This is a genomic window from Actinoplanes sp. CA-015351 (assembly GCF_050955685.1).
In the GTDB taxonomy this organism is placed as follows: domain Bacteria; phylum Actinomycetota; class Actinomycetes; order Mycobacteriales; family Micromonosporaceae; genus Actinoplanes.
Genome location: NZ_CP192102.1, coordinates 3,478,595 through 3,504,419, shown reverse-complemented (window position 1 = coordinate 3,504,419; position 25,825 = coordinate 3,478,595). Strand labels below are relative to the sequence as shown.

The following is a 25,825-nucleotide window of genomic DNA, read 5'->3' as shown; positions in this document are numbered from 1 at the left end:
CTAACTTGGTACATGTCATGGATGCGGGGAGAGCATGAAGAGACGCCTCGTGACCGCGGTTGCCGCCGCGGTCCTGGTCGCAGCCGCCGCGCCGCCTGCGCCGGCTGCCGCGGTGACCGGCGGTGCCGCGGTGACCAGCGGATACGGGTTCGTCGCCGAAATCCGGGCCGCTGACGGCACCCGCGGGTGTTCCGGCGCGCTGGTCGACCCGGAGTGGGTGGTGACCTCGACGGACTGCGTGCCCGCCGATCTGCCGGCCGGGTCGTTGCGGATCACCGTCGGGCGCACCGACCGGGCCGCGGCGACCACCGGGCAGGTCCGGGCCGCGACCGAGACGGTCCGGCATCCGAGCCGCGGCATCCTGCTGGCGAAGCTCGCCACCCCGATCGTCGGGATCGCGCCGGTGCCGTTCGCCACGACCGCCCCGGTGGTCGGCGAATCACTGCGGGTGGCGGGCTACGGGCGGACCGGCACGGACTGGGTCCCCGACCGGTTGCACTCCGCCGACCTGCGGGTGCAGAGTGTGGCGACCGGCCGGCTGGGCCTGACCGGCGCACCGGCGGCGCTGTGCGCGGGTGACACCGGCGGTCCGGCGCTGCGCGTGACCGGTGGCACTGTCGCGCTGGTGGCGATCCACTCCGCGGCGTGGCAGGGCGGCTGTCTGGAGACGCCGGTGACCGAGACGCGTACCACGGCGATCGAGACCCGGCTCGACGACGTGGCCGGCTGGGCGCGGGAGACCATCCGCGGTGGCGCGTTCGTCCGGCTCGCCACCAGCGGGCAGGTGCTCGACACCCGCAGCGGGCTCGGTGGCGGGCCGGCCGTGCCCGCCGCGCGCAGCACCACCACGTTCCAGGTCGCCGGAGTGGGCGGGGTGCCGGCCAGCGGGGTGAGCGCGGTGCTGCTGGATCTGACCGCGATCGCGACGGCCGCCACCTACCTGACCGTGTTCTCCGAGGGCGCCACGCGGGATCCGGCGATGTCGATGCTGAACACCGCACCGGATCAGACGGTGTCGAACACGGCGGTGGTGCCGCTGCCGCCGAGCGGGCGGCTGTCGGTGTACAGCAACGGCGGCGGGCACATGATCGCGGACGTGCAGGGTTACTACCTGCGCGGTTCCGGGGCCGGGTTCGTGCCGGTGACGCCGACGTGGCTGGTGGACACCCGCAACGGCACCGGCGGCAGCACCGGGACGATCGCGGGCAACGCCAGCCGCACGTTCACGCTGACCGGCGGGGTCGTGCCGGCCGGCGCGACGGCGGTGTTCGCCGACGTGATCGCGGTCGGCGCCGCCGGTCCGGGCTGGCTGGCGGCAGCGCCGCCGGGTGTGGCCGCGAACCGCAGCGTGATGGACTACGTGGCCGGAAACACCGCGCACGGCGTGGCGATCCAACTGGGCAGCGACGGCCGGGTGACGATCACCAACCGCGGGTACGCGATCCACCTGGTGCTGACCGTCACCGGCTACTACGTGCCGGGAGCGGGGACGGCCGGCCTGCGAACCCTTTCTGCCCGGCGACTGCTCGACACCCGTACCCTCGGTGCGGGAACCGCGGTGGCCGCGCAGGGAACCGCCGACGTCTCCACCGGTCTGCCCGCCGGCGCGACCGCCGTGCTGAACCTGACGTCGGTCGCCAACACCCAGAGCGGGCATCTGCACGCCTGGCCGGTCGGCGGCGCCGAGCCGGCGCCGTCGTTCGCCAACTACGCCCCGCCCGGTTCCGGCCCCCGCTCGGGGTTGGCCACCGTGCCGGTCGGCACAGACGGGATGATCCGGCTGCGCAACGTCAGCACCGGCACCGCTCATCTGCTCGCCGACCTGCAGGGCTGGTATGCCCCGGGCGGTCCGGCTCCGTCGGCGGCGCCGGCCGGGCCGGTCGCGGCCATTCCCGCGCCCAGCGGTGAGGAGCCGTCGGAGACCAACGGCGGCACCCTGGTCGAGGACTACGGCTATCCGGACGCCGCCGTGATCCAGGCCACCCGGCGCATCACTCTCGGCCGCGGCGACGGACGCATCCTGCTCGCCGACTGCGGCTCCGGAACACCGGCGGACGATCTCATCGTCGTGGAGACCCACGACGCCGACCTCGGCTTCCCGCGATTCTGCTTCAAGGCCAGGGGTACGGCGGGATGGCTCACCCTGGATCTGCCGAAGACCTTCCTGGTGCGGGCGGACACCGGCCGCGCACTGGCGGCGACCACCCGCTCGGCGACGGCGACCTCAACGGTGACCGTCGCAGCCGGGCAGTACCGCGGCGTCGGCATCGGCGAGGAGGGCGGCGCCGAGTCGGCGCTGGTCGAGCTGCGCTATCCCGCGAGCTGAGCGAGCGTTGACTGCAAGCCCCCGATCGATCGAGGGCTTGCAGTCAACGCGAAGGGATTCACCTGCTGCGCCTATACCTCGCCGAGGCGGCCGGATCGGCTACTCTGGAATGAACTCTGACACCCACTGCCAACGCTCGTCGCGAGCATGCAGCCGAGAGAGCCCTACGCGGACGCATTCGGCGAGAGTCCCCTCCTCCGCTCTCACTGGTCCAGCATCGCCGAGAACAGGCCCTGAGATAACGAGCGTCCATGGCCGACCCTGTTCGGCGTAACGCTCGTGGTCAATCTTGACGATGACGGTGGCACCGGCCTCCGCCAGGCGCTGCATCATCTGCTCGATCACGGATGCACAGGCTCCTAGAATCCTCGAAGTGCTGCAGAGATGTCCTCCACGCTACTGAGCTGACCCTTGCCCACGCGGTCGATGACATCACGAAGTTCGGCCGAGGTCGGACCACTCACGATGTTGTTGCGCTGCAGGAGCTGCTCGGCTACTGCCTGGGCGGTTCGCTTGTTGCCGTTGTCGTACATGTGGCCTCCGGCGATATCGCGAATGACGACAGCCAACTTGTCCCAGAAGCTGTTATACCGGCCGACGTTGATGAGCGTGTTGTCGAAGGACCCGTTCACCAGGAAATCGCCACCGAAGCTCCTGTTTATGTCGTCCACTTCATCCGCACTGATCCCGGTCTTGAATCCGGATATGGGGCAGCCGCCCGTGTTGTGTACGAGGACCGGGGTGTTGCCGGCGAGCACATAGAAGGTGTGCGTGCCGGCGACCGTGAGGTTGTGCACTGTCGCTGTCGTGCGGTCCCGGTCCGACGCGGCGATCTGAACCCAGGTCCCCGCGCTTGTCCGCAGCAAATGCCCGTCCTGCAGTTTGCCCGCAGTCACCCACCGGTCCGGTCCGGCCACCCAGAAGGGATGGTTGGCGGTCGCGATGACCGTGCCACCGTCCACGGTGATCTCGACCAGATCCTTTTCGCCGGTTCCGGAGATCGTCCGGGTCACCGTCTGCGGACCGGAGATACCGGTCAGCGGATCGGTGGCGAGGATCTGGTCGCCCTCCCTGACCTGCCCGATCGGCCGGGATCCGCCCTCGGCCAGCAGTACCGGCGTGTCCGAGGTGAAACTGTTGCCGGTCAGGCAGCGTCGTAGGCCGAGCGTGTAGCGTCCGAGCAGCGCCTTGTCCGCCTGGTTGCGAACGGTGACCCGTTGGAAGATGGCCGGGATTCGCAGTCCGGACAGCGCTTTGATCTCGATCAGTGCGCGTGTGCTGGCCGTGACCCCGGCCGCGACGTTGACCAGCTGTGAGGTCAGCCAGAGGTCGACGAAGCCGCCGACGCCCATCAGAGCCTCGGCGCCGCCCATGATGGCCAACGCCGTGCCGCACAACTCACTGCAGGCGACGGCGGTGAGGAAGACGGCGAGCACGGCGGCGGTGCCTATCGCGAAGCTGAGCATCATCTGGCTGTAAAGCTGGGCGAAGTCCATCTGCCGGTTCAGCCCGAAATTCGGGTTGAACGTGTCGTAAAGGCAGTTCTTGTGATAAATGCTTCCCGGTGCCGCTAGCAGGTGACACATCTCGGCGTTGACCATGGCCTTGCCGAATTTCGCACTGTCCGAGTCGGTCACGTGGTACTTGCAGTTCTGGTACGCCTCGGTACCGGGGATGTTCTCCGCCTGGCAGATCAGCGCTTGGCGGGCGTTCTCGGCGCGGCGCTCGTCCTCGGCCAGGCTCACTGCCGCGTCGTATGCCGTGTTATAGGCGTCGATCGCTTCCTGCGCGGACTTGCCGGCCGCGATCGCGGACTTGCGCGCGGCGACCGCCGACTCGTAGGCCTGCTCCGCCCAGTACCCGGCGCGGCGGTAGGAGTCCTGGGCCCAGGCCGCCGAGCGGGCCGCCCGGTTCGCCGCCGCGGTCGCGGTCGCGGCCGCCTGCGCCGCGGTCTTCGCCGAGGCCGCCGCCCTGTCCGCGGACTGCTGGGCCCGGTCCGCCGACGCGATCGCCTGTGCCGCGTAGCCGGCCGCGGTCTGGGCCGAGGCCTGCGCCTGGGATGCGTACCGGGCTGCCTCGGCGGCGCTGCCACGGGCGGTCGCCGCCACCGCCTGCGCCTCTTGCGCCTGCTGGGTGGCCGTGGTCGCGGCGGTGTCCGCCTGGGCGAGCAGTGCCAGGATCTGCCCTTCGTGCGCGGCCGCCTCCTGGTCGGCCTGCCGTGCGTCGTGCTGTCCCTGATCGAGGAAGTTGCGCAGCGCGGCCGGGGTGTTCTCCAGGGCGATCCGCGCCGCGGCGCGGACCTCGGGGCCGCTGGCGTCGTCCTCCAACAGCTGGGTGGCGCGGACCCGGTCGCCGATCGCGGCCAGGTCGAACTGCTCCACGGTCAGGAACCGCCGGCTGACCGTGGCCGTGCCGGCCGCCAGCACTTGTTGCGCCCGCTGAGCCAGTACGGTGTCGCCGGCGTCCTGGGCGGCGGTGAGCACCCGGGTGACTGCCAACCGGTCCTCCTGTGCCCGCTGCGGGTAGTCCTGCTCCTGCAGGAACACCGCCACCTGTGCGTCCGTACCGGTCAGCGCCGTCTCGGCGGCGGCCGCGAACGCTTCGCTGCCCTCGGCGGCGAGGCTGGCGACCATCACCCGGTCGTCCTGCGCGGCCGTGCGGTCGATGCCGTCGCGGACGAACGCGAGCACCACGTCGTCACTGCCGGCGAAGGCGTCCATCGCCGCCTTCGAGGTCCACGTTCCCTGCGCGCGGGTGAGGGCGAGCGCTACTTTCCGGGCGGCCGGCACTGCCTCGGTACGCGGGGTGGCCGGGTTGTTCGCGGTTGCGATCAGCGCGTCGACCTCGGCACCGCGTTTCGTCGCCTCCTGGGAGTCCGCGGCAGCCTTCTGTTCGTACCGATCGAGGGCCTGCACCGCCTCGGCAGCCGCCGCCCGGCCCTCGGCCAGCGCCACCGCCAGGCGTTCGGCCTCCGCGGCCCGGGCCTGGTCGTAGATCTGGTGCGCCTGCTCGGCGGCGGTCACCGCCTGGTTGGCCGCAGTGGTCGCGGCGTTGGCCGCCGCCGTGGACCGTGCGGCCGCCTGTGCCGCTTCACCGGCGTGCGCGGCAGCCTCGTCGGCCGCCGCAGCAGCGGCGGTGGCCGCGACGACCGCGCTCAACGCGGCGTCCCGGGAGCGGTGCGCGGCGTCCGCGGCCTGCCCGGCAAAGGTCGCCGACGCGGCGGCGGCCCGGTTCGCCCGTTCGGCATTGGCCCGGGCCCGGTTCGCGGCGGCGACCGCCTGCGACGTGTTCACCCCGGTGCGCTGGGCCAGCGCCACCGCCTCGTTGGCGGCCTGCACCGCAAGGACCGCCTGGGCGCCCGCCGAACCGGCGGAACGTGCGGCGGACTGCGCCTGCCGGGCCACATCGCCGGCCTTGCCGGCGGCATCGGCTGCTTTCTTCGCGGTCTGCGCGGCGTTGCGGGCCGCCACCGCGGCGTCCCGGGCCGTTCCTGCCTTGGTGGCGTCGGTGGCCGCGTTCGCGGCTGCCTGCTGGGCTCGCGACGCCGCCCGCTGCGTCAACGTGGCGGCAGACGCAGCCCGCGCCGCGGCGCTCGCCGCGACCTGGGCCGCGCGGGTCGCCGCGTTCGCCGCCGAGATCGCCTCGCGGGCGGCCTTCGCGGCGTTCTCGGCGGCGTCGGCGGCCTGCCGCGCGGCGGCCGCCGCCTCGATCGCGTCGCTCTGGGCCCGCTGGACGGCGGCCTTGGCGAGTTCGGCCGCCTTCCTCGCCGCCTCGGCCGACGCCGCGGCCCGCTGCGCCTGCTCGGTAGCGACGACCGTCTGTGCGGCGGCCTCCTCAGCGGCCGCGGTGGCCGCCCCGGCCAGGTCGGTGATCGCTTTGGTCTCCTGGTCGCGGGCCGCCCCGACCGCCCACTCGACCTCGATGAACTGCGCGTACGCGTCGATCGTGCCGGTCTGCAGCGCCCGCTGGGCGAGCCGACGGACCTCCGCGCCGGCGCCGGTCAGAATCTGGACGATCCGGACTCGTTGATCCACCTCGTACGGCTTCTGCCATCCGGACTCGATGAACGTGTCGAGTGCTCGCGGCGTGCCGTTGGTGAGCGCCGCCTGGCCGGCCGCCTTCACCTGGGCGCCGCCGGCGTCCATCACCTGGCTGACCCGGATCCGCTGGTCGACCGCCTCGGCCTGCTCCCAGCCGACCTCGAGGAATTCGCCGATCGCGTCCGGGTCCGTGGAGGCGAGCGCCTGCTGGCCGGCCTGCCGGACGCTCGGCCCGCCACCGGAGATCATCCGGGTGATCGCCAGCCGCTCGTCGGTCGCCTGCCGTGGCTCCCCCTCGGTGTCGACGAAGACCGCCAGGTCGGCGTCGGTGCCGAGCAACGCCCGCTCAGCCGCCGCTTGCACCTCCGGGCCACCGGACCGCCAGGCCGTCATCGCCCGCGCGCGCAGGTCACCGGCTGTCGCGGCGGCGGCCGGCGCGCGGGCCGGCATAGCGGCGGCCGGCTGTGGCTCCACCGCGAGCGTGCCGAGAACAGTGGTCGCGGTGACGACGGCGAGCCCACTCCTGAACGACAGTCCCACGCCGCGCTCCTCCCCTGGCCCCCGACATGAACGGCAGCCGCTGTCCATTGATGACGCGCTGTTGCTTGGCACGCGCCGCGCCCTCCGCCCGATGAGGAGGGCCTGCCGAACTCAGGTCCCGTTGATCAGCCAGGTGGCCAGGTCCGGGCTGAACGTGCCGGCCGGTAGTCCGCGCAGCCGGCCGCAGTCGCCGTCGGAGTCGCCCGGCACCTTGATCCAGAGCAGGAACTCCGGGCCGGACGTGCTCACCCGCGACGTCACGCCCAGCTTCACGCCAGCCGGGTTGCACCAGTCGCCGGCCGTCCCGCCGGCGGCGTTGCGGCTGGTGTCGACCACGTAGGGCTTGGCCGTCTGCCCGCGCGCGGCCAAACCGGCGTTGACGGCGTCGGCGTACGCCGACGACTCGGCCGTGGTGAAGAAGTTCGACACGTTCACGGCGAAGCCGCGGGCGCTGCCGATCCCGGCCTGGACCAGCCGGGCGGCCATCGTGTCGGCGTCCACCCAGCTGGCGTTGCCGCTGTCGACGTAGGCCCAGGTGCGGCCGCTGAAGGCGTTCACCGCGTACGCGACCAGCCCGAACCGGGTGACGCGCTCGGCCTCCGTCAGGCAGTCGATGAGCGCGACCGCGTCCGGTTCGACGATCACGATCGCGGTCCGCCCGGCCACTCCGGCGGCGAAGTCGCTGATCCACTGCCGGTAGGCGGCGGGGCTGCCGGCGCCGCCGCTGGACTCGCCGCCGCAGTCGCGGCCGGGCACGTTGTAGGCGACCAGGATCGGCACCCGCCCGGCCGCGGCGGCCCCGCTGACGTACGCGTCGACCGCCGCCCGGATGTCGCCGCTCCAGTTGCCGAACCACGCCGCCCCGGCCTTGCCGGCCAGCGCCGTGCGGATCGTCGCGGCGCGCGCGTCGCCGGGGTTGGCGTTCACCCACTGCGTCGCGGCGAAGTTCGGGTCGGCGTAGAAGCCGTTCGCCGCCGCCACCTGTGCCGGCGTGCCGGTGGTGTCGGCCAGCCAGTCGCCGACCAGCGGGCGGTCGGTGTCCTGGCCGTAGTTGAACGAGATCTCGGCGCTGCCGCTGATGTTGCTGTTGCGCAGATGCCACTGATGGCCGGTTGGCCGGAACACGCCGATGGTGTCGTCGCCGTCGCCGTCCCAGTCACCGATCAGCGGCTTGTCGCCGGTGCTGCCGTACGTCGCGGTGATCTCCGGACTGGCCGTGCCGAGGAGCTGGTCGCGCAGCGCGAACAGCCGCGTCGACGGCCGGTAGTAGCCGAGGGTGTCGTAGCCGTCGCCGTTCCAGTCACCGACCAGGATGGTGTCGGTCGACGACCCGAACTTCACCCCGATCTCGGCGGCGCCGCTGGTCAGGCTGTTGCGGATCCGGACGGTCTGATCGCCGGGCCGCCAGGTGGCCACCGTGTCGTCGCCGTCGCCGTCCCAGTCACCGACCAGCGGAATGTCCGCGGTGGTGGCCCAGGCCGCCGTGTAAAAACGATAGGGCTCGCCGGCCGACAGCTCGTTGCGCAGCCAGAACTGCCGGGTCGACGGCCGCCAGTAGCCGATGCCGTCGACGCCGTCACCGTCCCAGTCACCGACCAGCGGCACGTCACCGGAGGCGCCGACGACGAATCCGGGGATGTCGGAGGCGCCCGCCTCGAGCTTGGTGCGCAGGTAGGCGGTGCTGTTGGACGGCCGGTGCACGCCGATGGTGTCGCGCTTGACCACCGGCTCCGGGTCCGGGTCCGGCCCGGGTCCGGAGGAACCGGCGCCCAGCAGCGCGAACGCCAGCAGACCGGTCGACGTGAAGTCGATGGCCGGCTCCACGCTCATCCACGCATCGGCGTCGTCCATGAACCGGGCGCCGTTGCCGGTGAACGCCGCGTACGGGTCGGCGCCGTTCGCCGGGCACGGGCGGGTGTCGCCGGCCTCCAGGCCGTCGAAGACGTCCTCGGCGTTCGGGCCGTTGACGGCGGCGCCGGCCAGGATCGCGCCCGAGGTGTTCAGGTTGGCGATCTGGTGGTGGGGGCAGCCCGGGTACGTCGTCCCCGCCCCGATGATCAGCGAGATCCCCCATGGGTTGCCGCCGAGAACCCAGCTCGCCTGCGACTGCGCGAACCCGGCGTAGCGCGGGGCAGGGGCGACCGCGTCGTAGCGGGCGGCCTGGGCGATCAGGCCGAGCGCGTGCGAGGTGGCGTCGAAGTTGGTGTAGTCGGCGGCGGCCCGGAACCGGTCGGCCTCGGCCCGGCTGACCGCGGCGTCCAGCTGGGTGCGCTGGTCGGCGAGCAGTTGGTCGGCGGTGACGGCCAGACCCGAGCCGCCGATGCCGGCGATCGTGGTCACCAGATCGGTCAGGGCCAGGCCGCTGACGTCGTACAGGTTGAGGGTGTCCCGCTCCCCCGCGTCCAGGTACGCCTTCGCCCAGCTGGCGCCCTGGGTGAGCCAGGCGCCGGCGCGGCTGTCACCGAGCGCCTTCGCGGCCAGGGCCAGTTCGGTGGCGCCGAACGCCAGGTCGTCCTGCCAGGTCGATTCCGGGTAGTAGCCGTGCGGGAACGAGGTGACGAGCTCGCCGACGCCGGTGGTCTGCGCCTTCGCGAAGATGGCCGCGGCGGTGTTCAGCTCGGCCTGCGCGCGGGCCGGGTCGCTGGTGGCGTGCGTCTGCGCGGACAGGGCGAATGCCGCGGCGACCCGGCCGGCCAGGTTCGGGCTCAGCGTGGCGCCGGGCGCGTTGGCTCGCAGCACCGGCCGGTAGCGCAGGTAGTAGCTGCCGGTGCCGGCCGGGTCGGTCACCGCGTCGTCGGCCTGCGGCTGGCGCCAGGCCCAGTGGTCACCGATGAAGTCGCCCTCCTCGTTGCCACCGCCGATGCCGACCTGGGCGTAGAGCACGCCGGTGTTCTCGTCCCACATCTTGTCGAGCCAGCTCATCGCGTGGTCGATCTCGGCGGCGCGGGCGCTGTCCGCGCTTCCGGAGCGCTGGGCGAGCAGAAGTGCGCTGACGGCGTACGCGGTGGTGTGGGTGAACTTGAGGTAGTCACCGGCGTCGAACCAGCCACCGGCGACGTCGATCTTGGCGGCGCCGCTGATCGGGGTGAGCCCGCCGTCGATGGTGTCGTCCCAGTCCTCGGTGCCGGCGTAGGCGGGTACCTGGTAGACCGTCGCGGACGCGTCGGCCAGGTGGGAGGGCTGGCGGCCGAGCGCGCCCGCGATGACGTTCGCGCCGTCGCGCTGGGTCTGGAAGAACTGGGTCATGGTGCCGGCGACCGGTGCGTACAGGTCGGCCTTGGCCTTGATGTCGAACGGCGGCGAGTCGGTGACGCCGGCGATCCGGATCGTGTAGCGGCCGGGTGTGGTCACGGCCGAGAAGTCGATCGGCAGCACGCCGGTGTAGGCGGTGTTCCAGGAGCCGCGGCTGGCGCCGACGGTGCCGCTGCCCGCGGTGCTGCCGTCCGCGGCGATCACCGAGAACGCGGTGCCGGCCTGCGCGGAGGTGCCCAGCAGGTAGGCGATCTTCGGCTGGTCGGCGGGGTATCCGACCTGGTTGAGGCGAATGTACGAGGTCACGGCCGCGGCGGCCGGTGTCGCGGCGGCGGCGACCGGACCGGCGACAACCAGCAGGGCGGTGACGAGGGCGATGGCGGGGCGCGCTCGTAAGGATCTCATAAATGTCCATCTGTCGATGGGGTAGGCCATCGCACGATATCAAGAAAGCAGCTTTACGATCGCCCGCGAGCGCGCCTCCGCCGCCGCACCGCGGGGTGCGACCATGACCGGATGGAGGTCCTCTCGCTGACCGGCCTGCAAAGCCTCTCCAGTCGTCTCTGCCACCGGCACCTGCCCGGATGTCGACGTTGGCCGTCTCCGCTGTCCTCCTTGCCGAGTACGTCTGCTGTCATTGGTGGAGCAGCCGGTCGGCGTTGGTGGTGTACACCTGGGTCAGCACCTGCGGGGGCAGGCCGATAGCGGAGATGTCCCAGCGGCCGTACGGCGGCACCGGTGAGCCCGGGGCGTACCGGAAGCATTCGTCCTCGGTCTCCAGGAACCGCCAGTAGACCTCGAAAGCCTCGCGCGTGGCCGGGAACGCGTCCGGGCCGAACAGCACCCGGTCCGGGTGGTCGAGGATCAGCCGGCGGGTGGCGCGGGGCTGCCGACCCAGTTCGGCAAGCCGGCCGCCCAGGTCGATGTGGAAGTAGGGGTGCCGGCGCAGCATGGCGTCGACCCAGCCGAGGTCCTCGGCCGCGCAGCCGGCGTGCGCGCCGATGAACGTCGTGGCGCGTACGTGCCAGCCGCCGCCGACGCGATCCGTCTGCACCGGACCTCCGACCCGCAGCGACTCGCCGCCCTGTGGCGGCGCTGCGGGCTGCTCACCCTGGCCGGCATCGCCATCATGATCGGAACGGTGGTCACGGTCGGGCTGGTCTACGAGTGACTTTCACCGTCGAGCCCGCCTCGATCCGGCTGCAAGCCATGGTGGGCAACCTCCTCGACGGCCAGATCAACCTCAACGATGTCGCCCGAAGTTCCGCGTACTCCGGGCCGCTGCTCGATGGCATCACTCGATACCAGCGGTGGCAGTCCGAGCTGACGCCCGAGCAGCGGCAACAGGTGGAGGACCAGGCGCACGACACCTACGGCCGCGATCTGACTGCGCCATTCGAACCGGGCGATCTCTGACGACGCCGATCGCGTCACTTCGTCGCCAGGTCAGCGGTGACCGTATCGTTCACCGGAACCCGAGCGACGCACAGGAATGCGCTCAGCGTTGTCGCGAGTCCTTCGAACTGGTCGTCTTCGACGAAGGCGTACCCGCGATGTGACCAGAAGTCGGCGATCCGTGCTGCGGCTTGCCGCAGCGGGTCTTGATCGGTGTCGGACATGGCGTTCTCCTGTCGCCTCGCGCAATCTATCGGGACCATTTCAGGAAGCGGTCGAACAGAACGACCGGCGGTTCGTGGGCGAGCACATACGCGGCGTCCTCCAGTTCGATCCGCAGCCGCATCGCGAGTTGCACCGGGTCTGGTGTCGACGTCAGCAGGTATTCGCGGGCCGGGTCGCACGGCCAGTCCTTGTCGCAGTTCAGGCAGTAGTAGGTGGCTTTGTCCGGCTGGTGTTCCATCAGGACCCTGCCGATCGCAGGTCGGTGACGACCTCGTCGATCCAGGCCTGGTCGATGCCGGGCATGCAGATGATCCGGCCGACGTGTTCGTCGCCGCCGAACACCCACGGCCGTGGCAGCGTCCGGGGCTGGCGGAGCGTGACGGTGAAAGCCAGTGGCAGCCGGTCGGCGGGCCAGCCGATGCGGTGCAGGGCGTCGGCGGTGTAGGCGGCGAGGTCACGCGCTTGCCGGGCACGGTGTGCGTGCAGGTCCAGGCCGTGTTCGAACAGTGCCGCCCACAGCAGCAGCGGGGTGTGCCCGGATCGGGATCCGGCGATCGTGGTGTCCGCTGCCCCGGTGTAGGGGACCGTCCGCCGGTCCTGCAGATCGGGCCGGCGGATAGACCAGCACTGCGCACGGCATTAGTGTCCCTGCTGCTGCCCTGGTCCAGCGAGCCCCGGCACCTCGCCGAGCTGCCGCCGGCGCAGAGCCGGGGCGCGGTGCTGGTACTGGTCGTGGTGGGCGCCGGTGCCACGTTCTGCCTCGCTGAGGGACGCCGGTTGCCGCCTGCGCTGCGGCTCACGTTCGTCCTGGCCACGACGGTGTTCGCGGTCCAATTTCGGTTCCGGGCCCTCGATGTGCTGCTGCGGCCGGGCACCGTGCAGCGCGGGCCGCAGAACGAGCCGATCGTGGTGGGTGCCGCCGGGGTGGCCCCGGGTTACCTGCTCTACGCGTCCGGCCTGGCCTCGGTGGTGCTCGGCGTCGCCGTCGCGGGTGCCGCTCGCGTCCCGGTCCGGGCCGGTACCCGGCCGTGGCGGGTCGGCCGGCCCGGCGCGGCGTCAGTCCGACTAGATGCGATCGGGCCGCCTGACACCGTGGCGGTTACCTGACAGTGACCGAGTCACTAAAAAGTGCGTTCTTCCGCTGCTCAGCACAGATCTCTTAGGGTTTCTCAGTAACCATAAGAGAGTGCGAGGTGCGCGTCATGGCCGTAAATCTGGTGAACCCGACCGGGCTGCCGGAAAACCCGATCTACCGGCAGGTCTCGGTGGCGACCGGATCAAGGCTGGTCCACGTCGCGGGCCAGGTCGCCTGGGACGAGACGGGCACGACAGTTGGCGAGGGTGACCTCGCCGCCCAGGTCGAGCAGGCCTACCTCAATGTCGGCGCCGCCCTGGCCGGCGTCGGCGCGACCTTCGCCGACGTGGTGAAGCTGACCGTGCACGTCGTCGACTGGCAGCCCGAGCAGATGCCGCTGCTGCTGGACGGGATCGCCCGCGCCGCGGCGAAGCTGGGCGTCACCCCGGCCGCACCGGCATCACTGTTCGGCATCGTGGCACTGGACGTGCCGGAGCATCTGGTGGAGGTGGAAGCCGTCGCCGTTCTGGACTAGCCGGCCGGGTCGCGGAAACGGCTGCGGGACGTCTCGATGTGGCCCAGGTAGCGCTGGGTCCAGCCGCACATGCCGTCGACCACCGTACGCAAAGCATTGCCGGCCTCGGTGAGTGTGTATTCGACGCGCGGCGGGATGGTGGGGTGGACCTCGCGCTCCACGAGCCCATTACGCTCCAGCATCCGCAGATTCTGGGTGAGCATCTTGTGGCTGATGCCGCCGACCTCGTTGCGCAGCTCGCTGAAACGCATGGTGCGCTGCCCCAGGAACTCGATGATCAGGAAAGCCCATTTGTTTGCCACGTCCGAGAAGATCTCCCGCGCCAGCGAGTCCGCCCGGGCGAGGTCAGCCTCCGGAGGGAGAACGCTGATCTCCTGCCGTGTTCCCATCTCACTCTCTCCTTTGGTTCCTGACTAACCGATAGAGAGTAACCCGGTGTCGCTCAGCGACTGGCGCGGGCGAGAGGAGTGCCGTCCAGCGCGTGGCGGCAGGCCACCAGAGAGTCGAAAACCTGCAGGACGCCGGCTTCCTGCAGCTCTCCGACAGAGAATCCTCCAGTGCGGACCCCGATGACCGGGATGTTGAGCTTGCCCGCGGCTTGAGCGTCGTAGATGGAGTCGCCGATCATGATGCCGCTGGCACCGTCGACTTTGGCCAGGGCTGCGGCGACGATGTCGGGTGCCGGTTTGCTTCTGGCCACGTCATCGGAGGTGGTCCAGGCATCGGCGAGGGATTTGGCATCGATCAGATCGAGGAACATCTCGACATGCTGAGCCTTCCCGGAGCTCGCCAAGACCACGCGGAACCCGCGCTCCTTGACCTCCGCCAGTAGCTCGTGCGCGCCGTCGAAGGGCTGAATCTCTTCGATGAGCCGGTCGAACTCCTGTGCCCAGGCTTCGCGGAGTTCGTCGCCGTGCGCCTCCTCGATCTCCGGGCTGCCGACCTCGGGCACGAACATGTCGCCGCCCATGCCGATGCCACGGTGGATGCGCCAGAGGGGCCGGTGTCATGCAGTGCGGAGGTGGTCAATCCGGTGGGCGGGCCTGCGGGACAGGACGGGCCGGGAGCGGATGCACGGCGTCTGTCGCGGCCGGTGAGGATCGGGGATGATGCACGACGCACTGTCCTGATCAGACATCTGGAGGCCTGCATGGGAGATCCGCTGGCGCTGGTACGGCCGGACGTGGACCTGCGGGATGCCTGGCTCGCGCACTATTCGGCGTGGCCCGCCGGGTCTCACCTGGACGCGGCCGGGCTGCGGGAGGGTGATGACCCCGGCAGCGAGCAGGGCTTCGCCACCTGGGTTGCCAAGTTGCGGGCGTGCGCGGACCCGGAGAAAGCTCTTCCGCCGGGGCAGGTTGTCCGATCCACCTACTCGTGGATCACGCAGGGCGGCGCGGTTCTGGGATCCGCCGAGCTGCGGCATGACATCGGCCATCCGCTGCTGCTCGACGCGGGCGGGCACATCGGATACGGCGTGCGGCCTGACTACCGTGGGCGCGGGATCGCGAAGTGGGCGCTGGCCGCGACCCTCGACCAGGCGCGCTCCAGGAACATGGATCGAGTGCTGCTGACCTGTTCGCCGGAGAACACCGCGTCCGCGCACATCATCGAGAAGGCCGGCGGGGTGCTGGAGGACGTCCGGGAGACGGTCATCGGACCCAAACGCCGGTACTGGATCGAACTCTGAAAACCAAGGTGGGCGCAGGCTGGTCAAGGAGGTTCGACCAAGCCTGCGCCCTGCTCAAAAAAGCCGAACACGAAACCCCGAACACGAAACCCCGAACACGAAACCCCGAACACGAAACCCCGAGCGCGAACGCTCAGGACGCCGTCGTGCTCGGCACCGCCTCGGCGGTCAGCTTCTCGGCTGACGCGATGACCCCGGCCGGGGTCGGTGCGGTTCCGGGGGCGTGCGGCTTGCCCTCGAGGTCGTACGCCAGTTCGGCGTGCTCAGCGATGTCGATGCCGGCTGCTTCCTTCTCGGCCGACAACCGGAAACCGATCGTCTTCTGGATGACGAAGGCGATCAGCAGCGTCACCACGAAGGAGTACGCCAGCACGGCCGCCGCCGCCACTGCCTGCTTGCCGAGCAGCGTGAATCCGCCGCCGTAGAACAGGCCGGCCTGTCCACTCGGGGCGTCCTCGACGCCGAAGAGGCCGATCAGCAGCGTGCCGACGAGGCCACCGACCAGGTGGACGCCGACCACGTCGAGCGAGTCGTCGTACCCGAGCTTGTATTTCAAGGAGACCGCGAGCGGGCAGATGGCGCCGGCGATGGCACCCACCGCGAGGGCGCCGAGCGGGCTGACCGCGCCGCAGGCGGGGGTGATCGCGACGAGGCCGGCGATGGCGCCGGACATGCCGCCGAGAGTGGTGGCGTGACCGTTGCGCAGACGCTCGACGAGCAGCCACGCCAGGATCGCCGCGCAGGTCGCGTTGAACGTGGTGAGTATGACGATCGAGGCGCTGTTGCCGGCCGCGAGGGCGGAGCCGCCGTTGAAGCCGAACCATCCGAACCAGAGCATGCCGGCGCCGAGCGCGACGAACGGCAGGCTGTTCGGGCGGGCCTGCTTGGGCCAGCCGGTGCGCTTGCCGACCACGAGGACGACGGCGAGCGCTGCGACACCGGCGTTCATGTGTACGGCGGTTCCGCCGGCGAAGTCGACGGCGCCGAGCTTGTTGGCGATCCAGCCGCCGATGACGCTGCCGTCGGCCGCGTCGAACGCGAACACCCAGTGCGCGACCGGGAAGTAGACCAGCGCGCCCCAGAGGCCGGCGAAGAGCAGCCACGGGCCGAATTTGACCCGGTCGGAGACGGCGCCGGCGATCAGCGCGGTGGTGATGACGGCGAACAGCGCCTGGAAGATCGCAACGAGCGCGGGCGGCAGGGTGGCCGCTTCGTCACCGGCGACAAAACTGCCGAGGCCGGCGTATTCGGTGATGTTGCCGAGCAGGCCGAGGCCGCCGTACGAGTCACCGAAGACCATCGAATATCCGAAGAAGGTCCAGAGCACGCCGACGACGGCAACGGCTCCGAAGACCATCATGATCATATTGAGTACGGAACGGGAGCTGACCATGCCGCCGTAGAAAAGCGCGAGGCCAGGAATCATCAGAGCGACGGCCATGCTGGCCGCGAGGATAAAGGCGGTACTTCCGGCGTCCAAGAGGAGGCGACCCTTCCGTCTACTGTCATAAAACAAAAGACACCGAGAGTAAACGTGAAGGTTGTTGCTGCGAAGTTTCAGCGATGCGGCGCTACCGCGTCCGGGAACGCGATCACCGACAGGAACCGGATCGGCAGTTCGACCAGGTCAGCGGGGCCGTGCGCACCCTCGCCGTCCATCTGCAGCGAGTCGCCCGGGGTGAGCCGGTGGATCGACCGGCCGTGCGCGTAATCCATCACGCCTTCGAGCATGTAGATGAACTCGGTGCCGGGATGCTGGAACAGCGGGTACGTCTGGCTCTTCACGGTCAGCGTGACGTACAGGCATTCGAGGCGCCGGTGCTCGCCGCGCAGCGAACCGAGCAGCTGGTACTCGTGGCCGGCCTGCGAGCCGTCGCGGACGATGGCGGTGCCGCCGCCGGCCGGCACGAACGACGACGGCCGTTCGGTCTCGGCGCCGCGGAACAGGCTGGTGACCGGCACGTCCAGGCCGCCGGCGAGGGCCGCGAGGGTGCTGAGGCTGCACGACGTCTGCGCGTTCTCGATTTTGGAGAGCATCGCCTTGGAGATGCCGATCCGGGTGGCCAGCTCGGCGACCGTCAGGCCGTACTGGTTGCGCAGCTCGCGGACGTTGCGCCCGATCGCCACCTCAAGCTCGACCCCGTCGACCGGTTCACCGGCGGCCCGTTCCCGGGCGGTCCCGGCGTTGTTGCGCAGAAGTGTCACTCGACAACCCTAAACAGACACATTCGGGAAGCGGAAGCGCGGATCGGGCCGGGCCGCGCCGGTCGCGGCGTCGGCGATGATCGAGCCGAGCAGCGGCGCGAACTTGGCGCCGTGCCCGGAGCAGGGTGACGCCACAGTGATCCCGTCAACGGTGTCGATGACGAAGTCCTCGGTCGGCGTCATGGTGAAAACGCAGGTGGTCTCCGCATAAGGCACCGGTTCCAGGCCGGGCACGAACCGCTCGACGTAATCGATCACCCGTTGCCGGTTACGCGGATCGACCACGCCGTCGTTGGCCGCGGACGACGCGATGCCCGAGCCACCGTTGTATTCGGCGAGTTTCTGCCCGCGGAACGAGGCGTCGCGCCCGCCCGGCAGGCTGTAGGTCATGATGTCGTCGCGCTTGTGGATGAAGGCCGGCCAGTCCACACCCTGATCGCGGTAGGCGAAGTGGTAGGCCTGCTCCTTGCGGATCCGCAACGGCGGCATCAGCGCCCGCAGCGCCGGCAGCTCGTCGAGCAGCGTCGGCAGCCATCCACCGGCGGCGAGCACGACATGCCCGGCGGCGATCGAGTCACCGTTCGCTCCGGACAAAACAAAACCATCTTTATCCTGAAAAATCCGATCCACCGGCCAGTTCGTCAGCAAGACAGCGCCCGCCTCCACGGCCAGCGACGTCATCGCATGCACCGCTCCCGACGCGTCGATCACCCCGGCATCCGGGTGCCACAGCACCGGAGTGTCGAAGTTGATCCCCGGCCACCGGTCAGCGGCCGCCGACGCCGGAAGCAGTTCATGGTCGACACCCGCCGACTCCAGGATCGCCGCAAGACGAGCAGGGTCTCGCAGCGATCCGAAGTCCAGCGATCCGGTGCGGCGGATCAGGTCGACGCCCGCGGCCTCGTTGAGGTCATGCCATTGCAAGCGGGCGGCGACGACAAGATCCGTATAAAAAGCGCTCGGGTACGCGTACCGAAAGATGCGGGCCGAACCGTGCGAGCTGCCCTGCGGGTTGGCGGGCGCAGCCCGCTCGAGGAGCGTGACCTGCTCGCCGCGCTGAGCCAGCCGCCAGGCGGTGGCGGCGCCGGTGAGCCCGGCGCCGACGACGACGAACGACCTGGTCACAGACCCGATCCTGGGATCCACGAAGTTCCGGCTAGCGGCACCCGGGCCATCGCGGCGGCCTCGATGGTGAGCGCGACCAGATCCTCCGGCTCCAGGTGGGTGACGTGGGCCTTGCCACAGGCCCGGGCGATGGTCTGCGCCTCCATGGTGAGTACGCGCAGGTAGTTGGCGAGACGGCGACCGCCTTCGACCGGGTCGAGACGCGCCGCAAGCGAGGGGTCCTGGGTGGTGATGCCGGCCGGGTCGCGGCCGTCCTGGAAGTCGTCGTAGAAGCCGGCGGCCGAGCCGAGCGCCTCGTAGTCGGCGGACCAGCGCGGGTCGTTGTCACCGAGCGCGATGAGCGCGGCGGTGCCGATCGCAACCGCGTCGGCGCCGAGAGCCAGGGCTTTCGCCACGTCGGCGCCGGTGCGGATGCCGCCGGAGACGATCAGCTGGACGCCGTTCTCCGCAATGCGGTGTACGCCGAGCTCCTGCAACGCCTGGACCGCCTGCGGGATCGCGGCGAGCGTGGGGATGCCGACGTTCTCGATGAAGACGTCCTGGGTGGCGGCGGTCCCGCCCTGCATGCCGTCGACCACGACCACGTCGGCGCCGGCATGCACGGCAAGTTTCACGTCGTAGTACGTGCGGGAGGCGCCGACCTTCACGTAGATCGGCTTCTCCCAGTCGGTGATCTCCCGGAGCTCCTGGATCTTGATGGTGAGGTCGTCCGGGCCGGTCCAGTCCGGGTGCCGGCAGGCGCTGCGCTGGTCGATGCCTTCGGGCAGCGTCCGCATCTGCGCGACCCGCGAGTTGATCTTCTGGCCGAGGAGCATGCCACCACCGCCCGGCTTCGCGCCCTGACCGAGAACGATCTCGATGGCGTCAGCCCGGCGCAGGTCGTCCGGGTTCATCCCGTAGCGCGACGGCAGGTACTGGTAGACGAGGTGCTTGGACTGGCCGCGCTCCTCCGGCGTCATCCCGCCGTCACCGGTCGTGGTTGACGTGCCCATCTCCGAGGCGCCCCGGCCGAGCGCCTCCTTGGCCTGCGCGGAGAGCGCGCCGAAGCTCATCCCGGCGATGGTGACCGGGATGTCGATGTGGATCGGGAAAGCGGCGTTGCGGCCGCCGAGGACCACATCGGTGCCGCACGCCTCCCGATATCCCTCCAGCGGATAGCGGGACATGCTGGCGCCAAGGAACAGCAGGTCGTCGAAGTGCGGCAGCGGCCGCTTCGCACCCCAGCCGCGGATGTCGTAGACGCCGGTCCGCGCCGCCCGCTGGATCTCCGCGATCGCGTTCCGGTTGAAAGTAGCGGATTCCCTCATCAGTACTCGTTCCCCGCGTTGAAGTGGTAGAGCTGCCGGGCGGAGCCGTATCTTTGATATTCGTCCGTTTTGTCGGAAACAAAGCCGGCCTGGTCCAGGAGCACTCGCAGCTCGGCGTGATGGTGGGGCAACATCTCCTTGGCGATGCAATCCGCGCCCAGCGAGGCGACCTTGCCCCGGACGTAGAGCCGCGCCTCGTAGATCGAGTCGCCGAGGGCCTCCCCCGCGTCACCGCGAACGACCAGGCGGCCGGCCTGCGCCATGAACGCGCTCATGTGGCCGATGCTGCCGCCGACCACGATGTCGACGCCCTTCATCGAGATGCCGCAGCGGGCGGCAGCGTCGCCGGTGATCACGAGCAGCCCGCCGTGTGCGGTGGCGCCGGCCGACTGGGAGGCGTTGCCGTTGACCCGGACCGAGCCGCTCATCATGTTCTCGGCGACGCCGACACCGGCGTTGCCCTCGATGATCACGTCGGCGAGCTGGTTCATCCCGGCCGCGTAATAGCCGCAATGTCCGTCAATGATCACTGAGAGCGGGCTCCGGAGGCCCGCTGCGACGCTGTGCTTGCCGTTCGGGTTCGCGACTCGGATAATTCCCGTTTCACGGGCGTGCAGCTCGCGGTTGACGTCCCGCAGCGCTTCCTTCTCCAGATCAAAAGCGGTCAGCGCGTCCATGCATAGATCCGTTCCGGCTCGGGTTCGAAGATGCGGGCCTGCTTGATACCGGGCAGTCCGACCAGGGCGCGATACTCCGAGGCCATCGCCACCCACGCGTCGGTCTCGGCGATCACCGCGGGCTTGCAGGCGATGGCGTCGCGGACCACGGCGAACGAGTCCCGGTTGGACACCAGCAGCGTGTAGAAGCCGTCGAACTCGGCGCACAGACTCTTCAGCGCGGACTCCACGTCCCGGCCGCCGGCAAGCTGCTGGGCGACGAAACGGGCGCCGACCTCGGTGTCGTTGTCGCTGTCGAACACCACGCCCCGCGCCATCAGGTGCCGGCGGATCGTGGCATGGTTGGCGAACGATCCGTTGTGCACGAGGCACTGGTCCGGCCCGACCGCGTACGGATGCGCCCCCGACGACGTCACCGCCGACTCGGTCGCCATCCGGGTGTGTCCCACACCCTGCCAGCCTTGCGCCTGCGGGAGTTGGAAACTCTCGGCGAGCGCGCGCGGATGCCCAACCCCCTTGAGTACGGTCAAATCGGCGCCGAATCCAGCGATGAGCGCCTCGGGGTATTCGCTGCGGACTGCATTGACCAGCGCTTCCACGGCCACCGGCGCGTTGATCACGGTGGTGGTGCCGAGTTCGATGACGGTGGCGCCGTCGATACCCGCGATGCCGCTGATCTTCGCGTCGAGCACGGTGACAGTGGCGTGGCCCGGCGGTGACCACACCGGGTCGCCGTACACCGCGACACCGGCCGAGTCGGCGCCGCGCTCGGACATCTCGCAGAGCATCCCGGTCAGCAACGCGCCGAGCCGCGGGTACAGATCGGGGTCTCGCAGGTGGAGACCGACGATTCCACACATGGGTGGGAACCCCCTTTCAGAACGCTTGCAGGTACTGGTTGATCTCCCAGGGCGACACGGCGCTGTGCCAGGCGAAGAACTCGTTGCGTTTGATCTCGGCGAAGTACGCGGCCACTCCCCCGCCGGCCGCGTCGAGCACCCCGGTGAGCAGGTCGTCGGCCTCGAACGCCTGGATGGCGTCGAGCAGGGTCAGCGGCAGCGGGTCGCCCTTGGCCTCGCCGGCGCCGGGCTGTCCCGGGTCGAGCGAGCGGGCGATGCCGTCCAGACCCGCGCCGAGAGCGCCGGCGATCGCCAGGTACGGGTTCGCGGAGCCGTCGCCGCCGCGCAGTTCGACACGCTGGTCGTCGGGTACCCGGATGTAGTGGGTCCGGTCGTTGCCGCCGTAGGTGGCGTGCCGCGGTGACCAGGAGGCGCCGGACGTGGTGGCGACGGCTCCGGTCCGCTTATAGGAGTTGACGGTGGGGGCGAGCAGGGCCTGGAGTGCGCAGGCGTGTTCGAGAACCCCGGCCACGAAGGAGTAGGCAGTGGGCGAAAGCCCGAGCCCTTTGTCGTCGCTTTTCGCGGGAAATATAGGCTTATCGTTGCTGGTCAGGGACATGTGCAGGTGCAGCCCGTTGCCGGTACGGTCCGCGAACGGCTTCGGCATGAACGTCGCCGTCATCCCCCGCTGCTCGGCCAGCATCGTCAGCAGGTACCGCAGCGTGATCACCCGGTCGGCGGTGGTCAGCGCTTCGGCGTACTCGAAGTTCTGCTCGAACTGGCCGTTGCCGTCCTCGTGGTCGTTGGCATAGTTGCCCCAGCCCAGCTCGTTCATGGCCCGGGAGATCTCGGTGAGGTGGTCGTACATCCGGGTCACGCCGCGCGCGTCGTAACAGGGCTGCGCCGCGGTGTCGAGCGCGTCGGCCGGCCGCAGTCCACCCTTGCCGTCCCGCTCCACCAGGAAGTACTCGACCTCGGCACCGACCCACGGGGTGAAACCGGCCTCGGCGGCGCGGGCCAGCATCGCTTTGAGGATCACCCGGGGCGCGTACTTCCACGGCACGCCGTTCACGTGCGGGTCGCAGTGCACGATCGCGAGGCCGGGCTTGAGAAACGGCACCGGGGTGAACGACGACGGGTCCGGGATGGCCATCAGATCCGGGTCCTTCGGCTGCTGGCCGATGGCGCCTACGGCGTACCCGGCGAAGCCGACCCCCTCGCTCGCCAGGGTCTCCACGGCCTCGACCGGAACGAGCTTGGCACAGGGCTTGCCGCGCAGGTCAACGAAGAGCGCCAGGATGAACCGCACATCGGCCGCCTCAGCAAGCCGTGCGAGTTCCGATGCTTGTGACACGTGACCTCCCTGGAGATGATTCTTCACAAGAAACTCTGTTTCGCAAGAGTGAACAGAATCTCTGTTACAAGGAGTCGCGCGTCCCGTTACAGCGAACGACGCCCTCAACGACGAACGGCCCGCATCCCGAGAGCCGGGGGTGCGGGCCGTTCTGCGTGGCGCCAGTAGTCGTTCAGTCGAGAAGCCGATGCATGTCCACGGTTATCCCTGCCGCGTGCATTTCCTTGGCCAACTCGATTTTCCAGTTACCGGCGGGATAACTGAAGTACGCGATCCCATCGATGTCAGAGGGCTTCTCGACGCCGGCGTTGAGCACGGCGACGCGGCCGCGCCCCAACCGGCCGAAGAAGAATCCAAGTTCGAACACCACGTTTTGCCGAGCCCGCGGAGAACCCTTGTCGAAGTCCAAGGACTTCGGGCGGCCCATGTCGTCGGGCGTCGCGAGGACGATCGCATAGTTCGCCGCTCCGGCGATCTCCTCGAATTTTTCGAGAAGGGTCCTGCCTCTGTTCGCTTGCTCGTCCAGGATCACCGGCGACTTGCCGGTCATCCGCTCCACAAAGCGAGCAACCTCGTGTTTTGCCGCGCCGTCGTGGCCGTGAACCAAGAATACGGTTTCGGAAGAATGCACAGTTGCTCCCGGACTCGAGACCGGCCCCGGTCGCCCAGTCTGCTTGTAGGCGTTACCGACGGACTCGCTGCCTTTATGATCTTCCGAGCCGTTCATCTCAGGTTCGAACTCGGAGAACCGCGGACCTTCCGGCTGGGCACCCGAGGCCATCAGCCAGCCGGTAAGCGCCTCGATCGAACCGTTTGCCGCGATCCTGTTCGCCGTGATGGGCGTGCGGGCGTCGAGCCTGAATACGCTCTCATAAATACCCTGACGATTTTCCGGCGTGCAGATGTTGACGGTCTGTGTGCGACCCCCACGCCGATGAAAGATACGCCGGTTTTGAACATAAATAGGTGCTGCCACGGTCCTGACCCCTCTCTGGCTTGCCAGGAGCTCATCGGCAATCACCGTGCCGGTCTTAGTGTCCGAGTTCAGGGTGTCGGGAACTCCTCGACCGCCTTGCCCTCCATATAGTCGGCGAGGGTCTGATAGACGGCTGGGTTCACGATGTCGTGCGACATCCGGTCGGTGTGGTTGGCCCAGTCCGGGTTCGCCAGGTAACCGGCCACCACCAGCGACCGGGTGCCGACCACCAGCGCCGCCGTCTTGTCGTTGTCGGTGGTGCCGGTCTTGCCGAACACCGGGTGACCGACCACGCTGCGCACCTGCGGCGCGGTCGCGCCGGCGCAGTTGCCCAGCTGGGCGCGGTCGCCGACCGGGCACCGGGCCGCGTCGAGCGCCTCGCGGGCCACCGTCGCGGTGGTCGCCTGAGTGCACTTCGACTTGCCGGTACTGATCTTCTCCCCTTCGGAGGTGGTGATCGACGCGATCGGGGTCGGCGTGCAGTACTTGCCGTCGGCGGCCAGGGTGGCGTACGCGTTGGCGATGTCCAGTGGTGTCGACGCCGACGTGCCCAGGGTGAAGGAGCCCCAGTCCGCCGCCGAGTTCTTCGCCAGGTCGGCGTCGTCGGCATTGCGGAACGTGATGCCGAACTTCTGCGCCACGTCCACCACCTTGTCCGCGCCGACCCGTTCCTGCAGCGGCACGAAGTACGTGTTCACCGACTTGCCGAAGCCCGTCCACATGTTGAAGTTGCCGGCTTCACTGGCCGAGGCGTTGCTCGGGCACCAATAGCCACCGCAGGACGACGAGGAGTTGTCCCGGTACTGCGACTTGTACTTCGCCGGCGAGTTGATCGTGGTGTCCAGGCCCATTCCCGCTTCGAGGGCCGCGACCATGGTGAACATCTTGAACACCGAACCCGCCTGATAACCGGCGATGTCCGAGCTACCGGTGATGATCGGATTCGTGGTGTTCGGGTAGGTCGCCCGTACGCCCTGCTTGGCCAGCGACGGATTCGACGACAGCGGATTCTGCGGATCGTCGGTGTCGTCGATCTTGTATTTACGGTTCGCGGACAGGGCCCGGACAGCTCCGGTGCCCGGCTCGACGGCCGCCAGCATCAACGCGTTGCGATTGGTGTCGTTGGTCCGGGCGGTGATTTCCTTACGGGCATCCGCCTGGGCATCGATGTCGAGAGTCGTGACGATGCGGTATCCGCCGCTTTTCAGCAGGCGCTCACGATCGTACGATGTCTCGCCGAAGGCGCTCTGGCCCAGCCACCAGCGGTAGAAATAGTCGCAGAAGAAGCCCCACTGGTTTTTCGCGACGTTGACGCAACCGCTGCTCGGCCGTTTCGTGGTGCGGCTGATCTTCACCTTCTTGGCCGTGGCGGCCTCGGCGGCGGTGATCTGCTGCATGCTCACCATGTTGTCGATGATGTAGTCGCGCCGGGTCAGGGCCTGCGGATATCCGCTGTCGGTGGTCGGGTCGAACGCGGTCGGCGCCTTCACCATGCCGGCCAGCAGCGCGGATTCGGCCACCGTGAGATCGGCCGGTTTCTTGCTGAAATACACCTGCGAGGCGGCGTTGATGCCATAGGCGCCGTTGCCGAACGGCGCCATGTTCAAATAACGCTCCAGGATCTGCTGTTTCGTCAGTTCCTTCTCGACCTGAATGGCGTATTTCATTTCGCTGAGCTTGCGCGACGCCGTGTCCTTGGTCGCGTTCACGACCTCCTGCGGATCGGTCGCCGAATACGCGAGAGCCATCCGCACGTACTGCATGGTCAGCGTGGAGGCGCCCTGCCGGCCGCCGCCCTGGTTGTTGTTGACGAACGCCCGGGCAACGCCCTTGACGTCGACGCCGTTGTGCTCGTAGAACTTGTGGTCCTCGGCCGCGACGATGGCGTCCTGCATGTTCTGCGAGACCTTGGTGAGCGCGACGTCGCTGCGGAACTCGTCGTACATGACGGCGAGCTGTGTCTTGCCGTCCGAGGCGTAGACCCGCGACACCTGCGGCGATGCCTGCGTGATCAGCTCGGCCGGCAGCTCACCCAGCTCGTCGCTGCCGACCTTGGCGGCCAGACCGGCGATCGCGACAGCCGGAAGTGAGGCGGCGGAGACCACGAGCGCGGCGAGCAGGCCACACATGACCAGGACGCCGGCGCTGCGGAGCGGATGAGGTTTGTTGCGGGCAGTCACCCCAACCAGGCTAACCACCAAGATCGCCAGCACGCAGCTCAAGCCGAATTCGTCACAGTTGGTAACCAAAACCCCGATCGGCTC

Annotated in this window: 22 protein-coding genes; 6 read left to right on the top strand and 16 right to left on the bottom strand. The window is 69.4% G+C overall.

Going from position 1 to position 25,825, the window contains the following annotated elements:
* Positions 1-34: 34 nt before the first annotated feature.
* Positions 35-2,326 (top strand): trypsin-like serine protease, encoded by a 2,292-nt coding sequence (locus ACQP2E_RS15765; protein ID WP_433832296.1) that lies wholly within the window; start codon positions 35-37, stop codon positions 2,324-2,326.
* A 359-nt stretch (positions 2,327-2,685) separates the two neighbouring features.
* Here the strand turns inward: ACQP2E_RS15765 and ACQP2E_RS15760 are convergent, their stop codons facing one another.
* From ACQP2E_RS15760 to ACQP2E_RS15750, 3 genes are all read right to left on the bottom strand, one after another.
* Positions 2,686-6,906: a polymorphic toxin-type HINT domain-containing protein gene (locus tag ACQP2E_RS15760; protein WP_433832294.1), complete on the bottom strand. Its 4,221-nt coding sequence runs from the start codon at positions 6,904-6,906 to the stop codon at positions 2,686-2,688.
* A gap of 111 nt (positions 6,907-7,017) precedes the next feature.
* Positions 7,018-10,563 carry a glycoside hydrolase family 9 protein gene (locus ACQP2E_RS15755; RefSeq protein ID WP_433832292.1) on the bottom strand — a complete coding sequence of 1,182 codons (3,546 nt, stop codon included), beginning with the start codon at positions 10,561-10,563 and terminating at the stop codon, positions 7,018-7,020.
* Between the two features lie 229 nt (positions 10,564-10,792).
* Positions 10,793-11,212 (bottom strand): amidohydrolase family protein, encoded by a 420-nt coding sequence (locus ACQP2E_RS15750; protein ID WP_433832288.1) that lies wholly within the window; start codon positions 11,210-11,212, stop codon positions 10,793-10,795.
* On the opposite strand from ACQP2E_RS15750, the gene ACQP2E_RS15745 reads away from it, so the two are divergent.
* Together ACQP2E_RS15745 and ACQP2E_RS15740 are read left to right on the top strand one after the other, a co-directional pair.
* Positions 11,180-11,329, top strand: a complete 150-nt coding sequence (locus ACQP2E_RS15745) for a hypothetical protein (protein ID WP_433832286.1) — start codon at positions 11,180-11,182, stop codon at positions 11,327-11,329. The genes ACQP2E_RS15750 and ACQP2E_RS15745 overlap by 33 nt on opposite strands.
* Positions 11,326-11,574, top strand: coding sequence for a hypothetical protein (locus tag ACQP2E_RS15740; RefSeq protein WP_433832284.1), 249 nt, complete (start codon positions 11,326-11,328; stop codon positions 11,572-11,574). Before ACQP2E_RS15745 ends, ACQP2E_RS15740 begins: the two co-directional genes overlap by 4 nt.
* 14 nt (positions 11,575-11,588) lie before the next feature.
* On the opposite strand, the gene ACQP2E_RS15735 is transcribed toward ACQP2E_RS15740, so the two are convergent.
* Positions 11,589-11,777 carry a hypothetical protein gene (locus ACQP2E_RS15735; protein ID WP_433832282.1) on the bottom strand — a complete coding sequence of 63 codons (189 nt, stop codon included), beginning with the start codon at positions 11,775-11,777 and terminating at the stop codon, positions 11,589-11,591.
* A 26-nt stretch (positions 11,778-11,803) separates the two neighbouring features.
* Positions 11,804-12,016, bottom strand: a complete 213-nt coding sequence (locus ACQP2E_RS15730; protein WP_433832280.1) for a hypothetical protein — start codon at positions 12,014-12,016, stop codon at positions 11,804-11,806.
* Positions 12,017-12,420: 404 nt separating this feature from the next.
* Between ACQP2E_RS15730 and ACQP2E_RS15725 the strand changes: the two genes are divergently transcribed.
* Together ACQP2E_RS15725 and ACQP2E_RS15720 are read left to right on the top strand one after the other, a co-directional pair.
* Positions 12,421-12,885 (top strand): hypothetical protein, encoded by a 465-nt coding sequence (locus ACQP2E_RS15725; protein WP_433832278.1) that lies wholly within the window; start codon positions 12,421-12,423, stop codon positions 12,883-12,885.
* Positions 12,886-12,980: 95 nt separating this feature from the next.
* On the top strand, positions 12,981-13,388 hold the full coding sequence (locus ACQP2E_RS15720; RefSeq protein ID WP_433832276.1) for a RidA family protein: 408 nt from the start codon (positions 12,981-12,983) through the stop codon (positions 13,386-13,388).
* Here ACQP2E_RS15720 and ACQP2E_RS15715 read toward each other — a convergent pair.
* Complete coding sequence (locus ACQP2E_RS15715) at positions 13,385-13,777, bottom strand: winged helix-turn-helix transcriptional regulator (protein WP_433832274.1); 393 nt, start codon at positions 13,775-13,777, stop codon at positions 13,385-13,387. The two genes, ACQP2E_RS15720 and ACQP2E_RS15715, sit on opposite strands and share 4 nt — an antisense overlap.
* A gap of 53 nt (positions 13,778-13,830) precedes the next feature.
* Positions 13,831-14,358, bottom strand: coding sequence for an HAD family hydrolase (locus ACQP2E_RS15710; protein WP_433832272.1), 528 nt, complete (start codon positions 14,356-14,358; stop codon positions 13,831-13,833).
* 180 nt (positions 14,359-14,538) lie between these two features.
* Between ACQP2E_RS15710 and ACQP2E_RS15705 the strand changes: the two genes are divergently transcribed.
* Positions 14,539-15,078, top strand: coding sequence for a GNAT family N-acetyltransferase (locus tag ACQP2E_RS15705; protein WP_433832270.1), 540 nt, complete (start codon positions 14,539-14,541; stop codon positions 15,076-15,078).
* Between the two features lie 133 nt (positions 15,079-15,211).
* On the opposite strand, the gene ACQP2E_RS15700 is transcribed toward ACQP2E_RS15705, so the two are convergent.
* The 9 genes from ACQP2E_RS15700 to ACQP2E_RS15660 all read right to left on the bottom strand — a co-directional run bounded on the left by ACQP2E_RS15700 (position 15,212) and on the right by ACQP2E_RS15660 (position 25,690).
* Positions 15,212-16,519, bottom strand: coding sequence for an ammonium transporter (locus tag ACQP2E_RS15700; protein WP_433832268.1), 1,308 nt, complete (start codon positions 16,517-16,519; stop codon positions 15,212-15,214).
* A 116-nt stretch (positions 16,520-16,635) separates the two neighbouring features.
* Entirely contained in the window at positions 16,636-17,283 is a 648-nt protein-coding gene (locus tag ACQP2E_RS15695; RefSeq protein WP_433832266.1) for a helix-turn-helix domain-containing protein, read from the bottom strand.
* Positions 17,284-17,292: 9 nt separating this feature from the next.
* Positions 17,293-18,408 carry an FAD-dependent oxidoreductase gene (locus tag ACQP2E_RS15690; RefSeq protein WP_433832264.1) on the bottom strand — a complete coding sequence of 372 codons (1,116 nt, stop codon included), beginning with the start codon at positions 18,406-18,408 and terminating at the stop codon, positions 17,293-17,295.
* Positions 18,405-19,715, bottom strand: a complete 1,311-nt coding sequence (locus tag ACQP2E_RS15685; RefSeq protein ID WP_433832262.1) for an FMN-binding glutamate synthase family protein — start codon at positions 19,713-19,715, stop codon at positions 18,405-18,407. Before ACQP2E_RS15685 ends, ACQP2E_RS15690 begins: the two co-directional genes overlap by 4 nt.
* Positions 19,715-20,392: a hypothetical protein gene (locus tag ACQP2E_RS15680; RefSeq protein WP_433832260.1), complete on the bottom strand. Its 678-nt coding sequence runs from the start codon at positions 20,390-20,392 to the stop codon at positions 19,715-19,717. Before ACQP2E_RS15680 ends, ACQP2E_RS15685 begins: the two co-directional genes overlap by 1 nt.
* Positions 20,380-21,252, bottom strand: coding sequence for a hypothetical protein (locus ACQP2E_RS15675; protein WP_433832258.1), 873 nt, complete (start codon positions 21,250-21,252; stop codon positions 20,380-20,382). The genes ACQP2E_RS15680 and ACQP2E_RS15675 overlap by 13 nt, the downstream gene beginning before the upstream one ends.
* 16 nt (positions 21,253-21,268) lie before the next feature.
* On the bottom strand, positions 21,269-22,585 hold the full coding sequence (gene glnT, locus ACQP2E_RS15670) for a type III glutamate--ammonia ligase (RefSeq protein ID WP_433832256.1): 1,317 nt from the start codon (positions 22,583-22,585) through the stop codon (positions 21,269-21,271).
* A gap of 172 nt (positions 22,586-22,757) precedes the next feature.
* Positions 22,758-23,561 (bottom strand): TIR domain-containing protein, encoded by an 804-nt coding sequence (locus tag ACQP2E_RS15665; RefSeq protein WP_433832254.1) that lies wholly within the window; start codon positions 23,559-23,561, stop codon positions 22,758-22,760.
* Positions 23,562-23,629: 68 nt separating this feature from the next.
* Positions 23,630-25,690 (bottom strand): transglycosylase domain-containing protein, encoded by a 2,061-nt coding sequence (locus tag ACQP2E_RS15660; protein ID WP_433833936.1) that lies wholly within the window; start codon positions 25,688-25,690, stop codon positions 23,630-23,632.
* Positions 25,691-25,825: the final 135 nt, after the last annotated feature.

Coding starts and splice junctions, on each gene's coding strand:
- ACQP2E_RS15720 (WP_433832276.1), top strand. CDS start 12,981: ATGGCCGTAAATCTGGTGAACCCGACCGGGCTGCCGGAAAACCCGATC.
- ACQP2E_RS15765 (WP_433832296.1), top strand. CDS start 35: ATGAAGAGACGCCTCGTGACCGCGGTTGCCGCCGCGGTCCTGGTCGCA.
- ACQP2E_RS15710 (WP_433832272.1), bottom strand. CDS start 14,358: ATGGGCGGCGACATGTTCGTGCCCGAGGTCGGCAGCCCGGAGATCGAG.
- ACQP2E_RS15755 (WP_433832292.1), bottom strand. CDS start 10,563: ATGAGATCCTTACGAGCGCGCCCCGCCATCGCCCTCGTCACCGCCCTG.
- ACQP2E_RS15700 (WP_433832268.1), bottom strand. CDS start 16,519: ATGGCCGTCGCTCTGATGATTCCTGGCCTCGCGCTTTTCTACGGCGGC.
- ACQP2E_RS15660 (WP_433833936.1), bottom strand. CDS start 25,690: ATGTGTGGCCTGCTCGCCGCGCTCGTGGTCTCCGCCGCCTCACTTCCG.
- ACQP2E_RS15685 (WP_433832262.1), bottom strand. CDS start 19,715: ATGAGGGAATCCGCTACTTTCAACCGGAACGCGATCGCGGAGATCCAG.
- ACQP2E_RS15705 (WP_433832270.1), top strand. CDS start 14,539: ATGGGAGATCCGCTGGCGCTGGTACGGCCGGACGTGGACCTGCGGGAT.
- ACQP2E_RS15680 (WP_433832260.1), bottom strand. CDS start 20,392: ATGGACGCGCTGACCGCTTTTGATCTGGAGAAGGAAGCGCTGCGGGAC.
- ACQP2E_RS15735 (WP_433832282.1), bottom strand. CDS start 11,777: ATGTCCGACACCGATCAAGACCCGCTGCGGCAAGCCGCAGCACGGATC.
- ACQP2E_RS15730 (WP_433832280.1), bottom strand. CDS start 12,016: ATGGAACACCAGCCGGACAAAGCCACCTACTACTGCCTGAACTGCGAC.
- ACQP2E_RS15715 (WP_433832274.1), bottom strand. CDS start 13,777: ATGGGAACACGGCAGGAGATCAGCGTTCTCCCTCCGGAGGCTGACCTC.
- ACQP2E_RS15675 (WP_433832258.1), bottom strand. CDS start 21,252: ATGTGTGGAATCGTCGGTCTCCACCTGCGAGACCCCGATCTGTACCCG.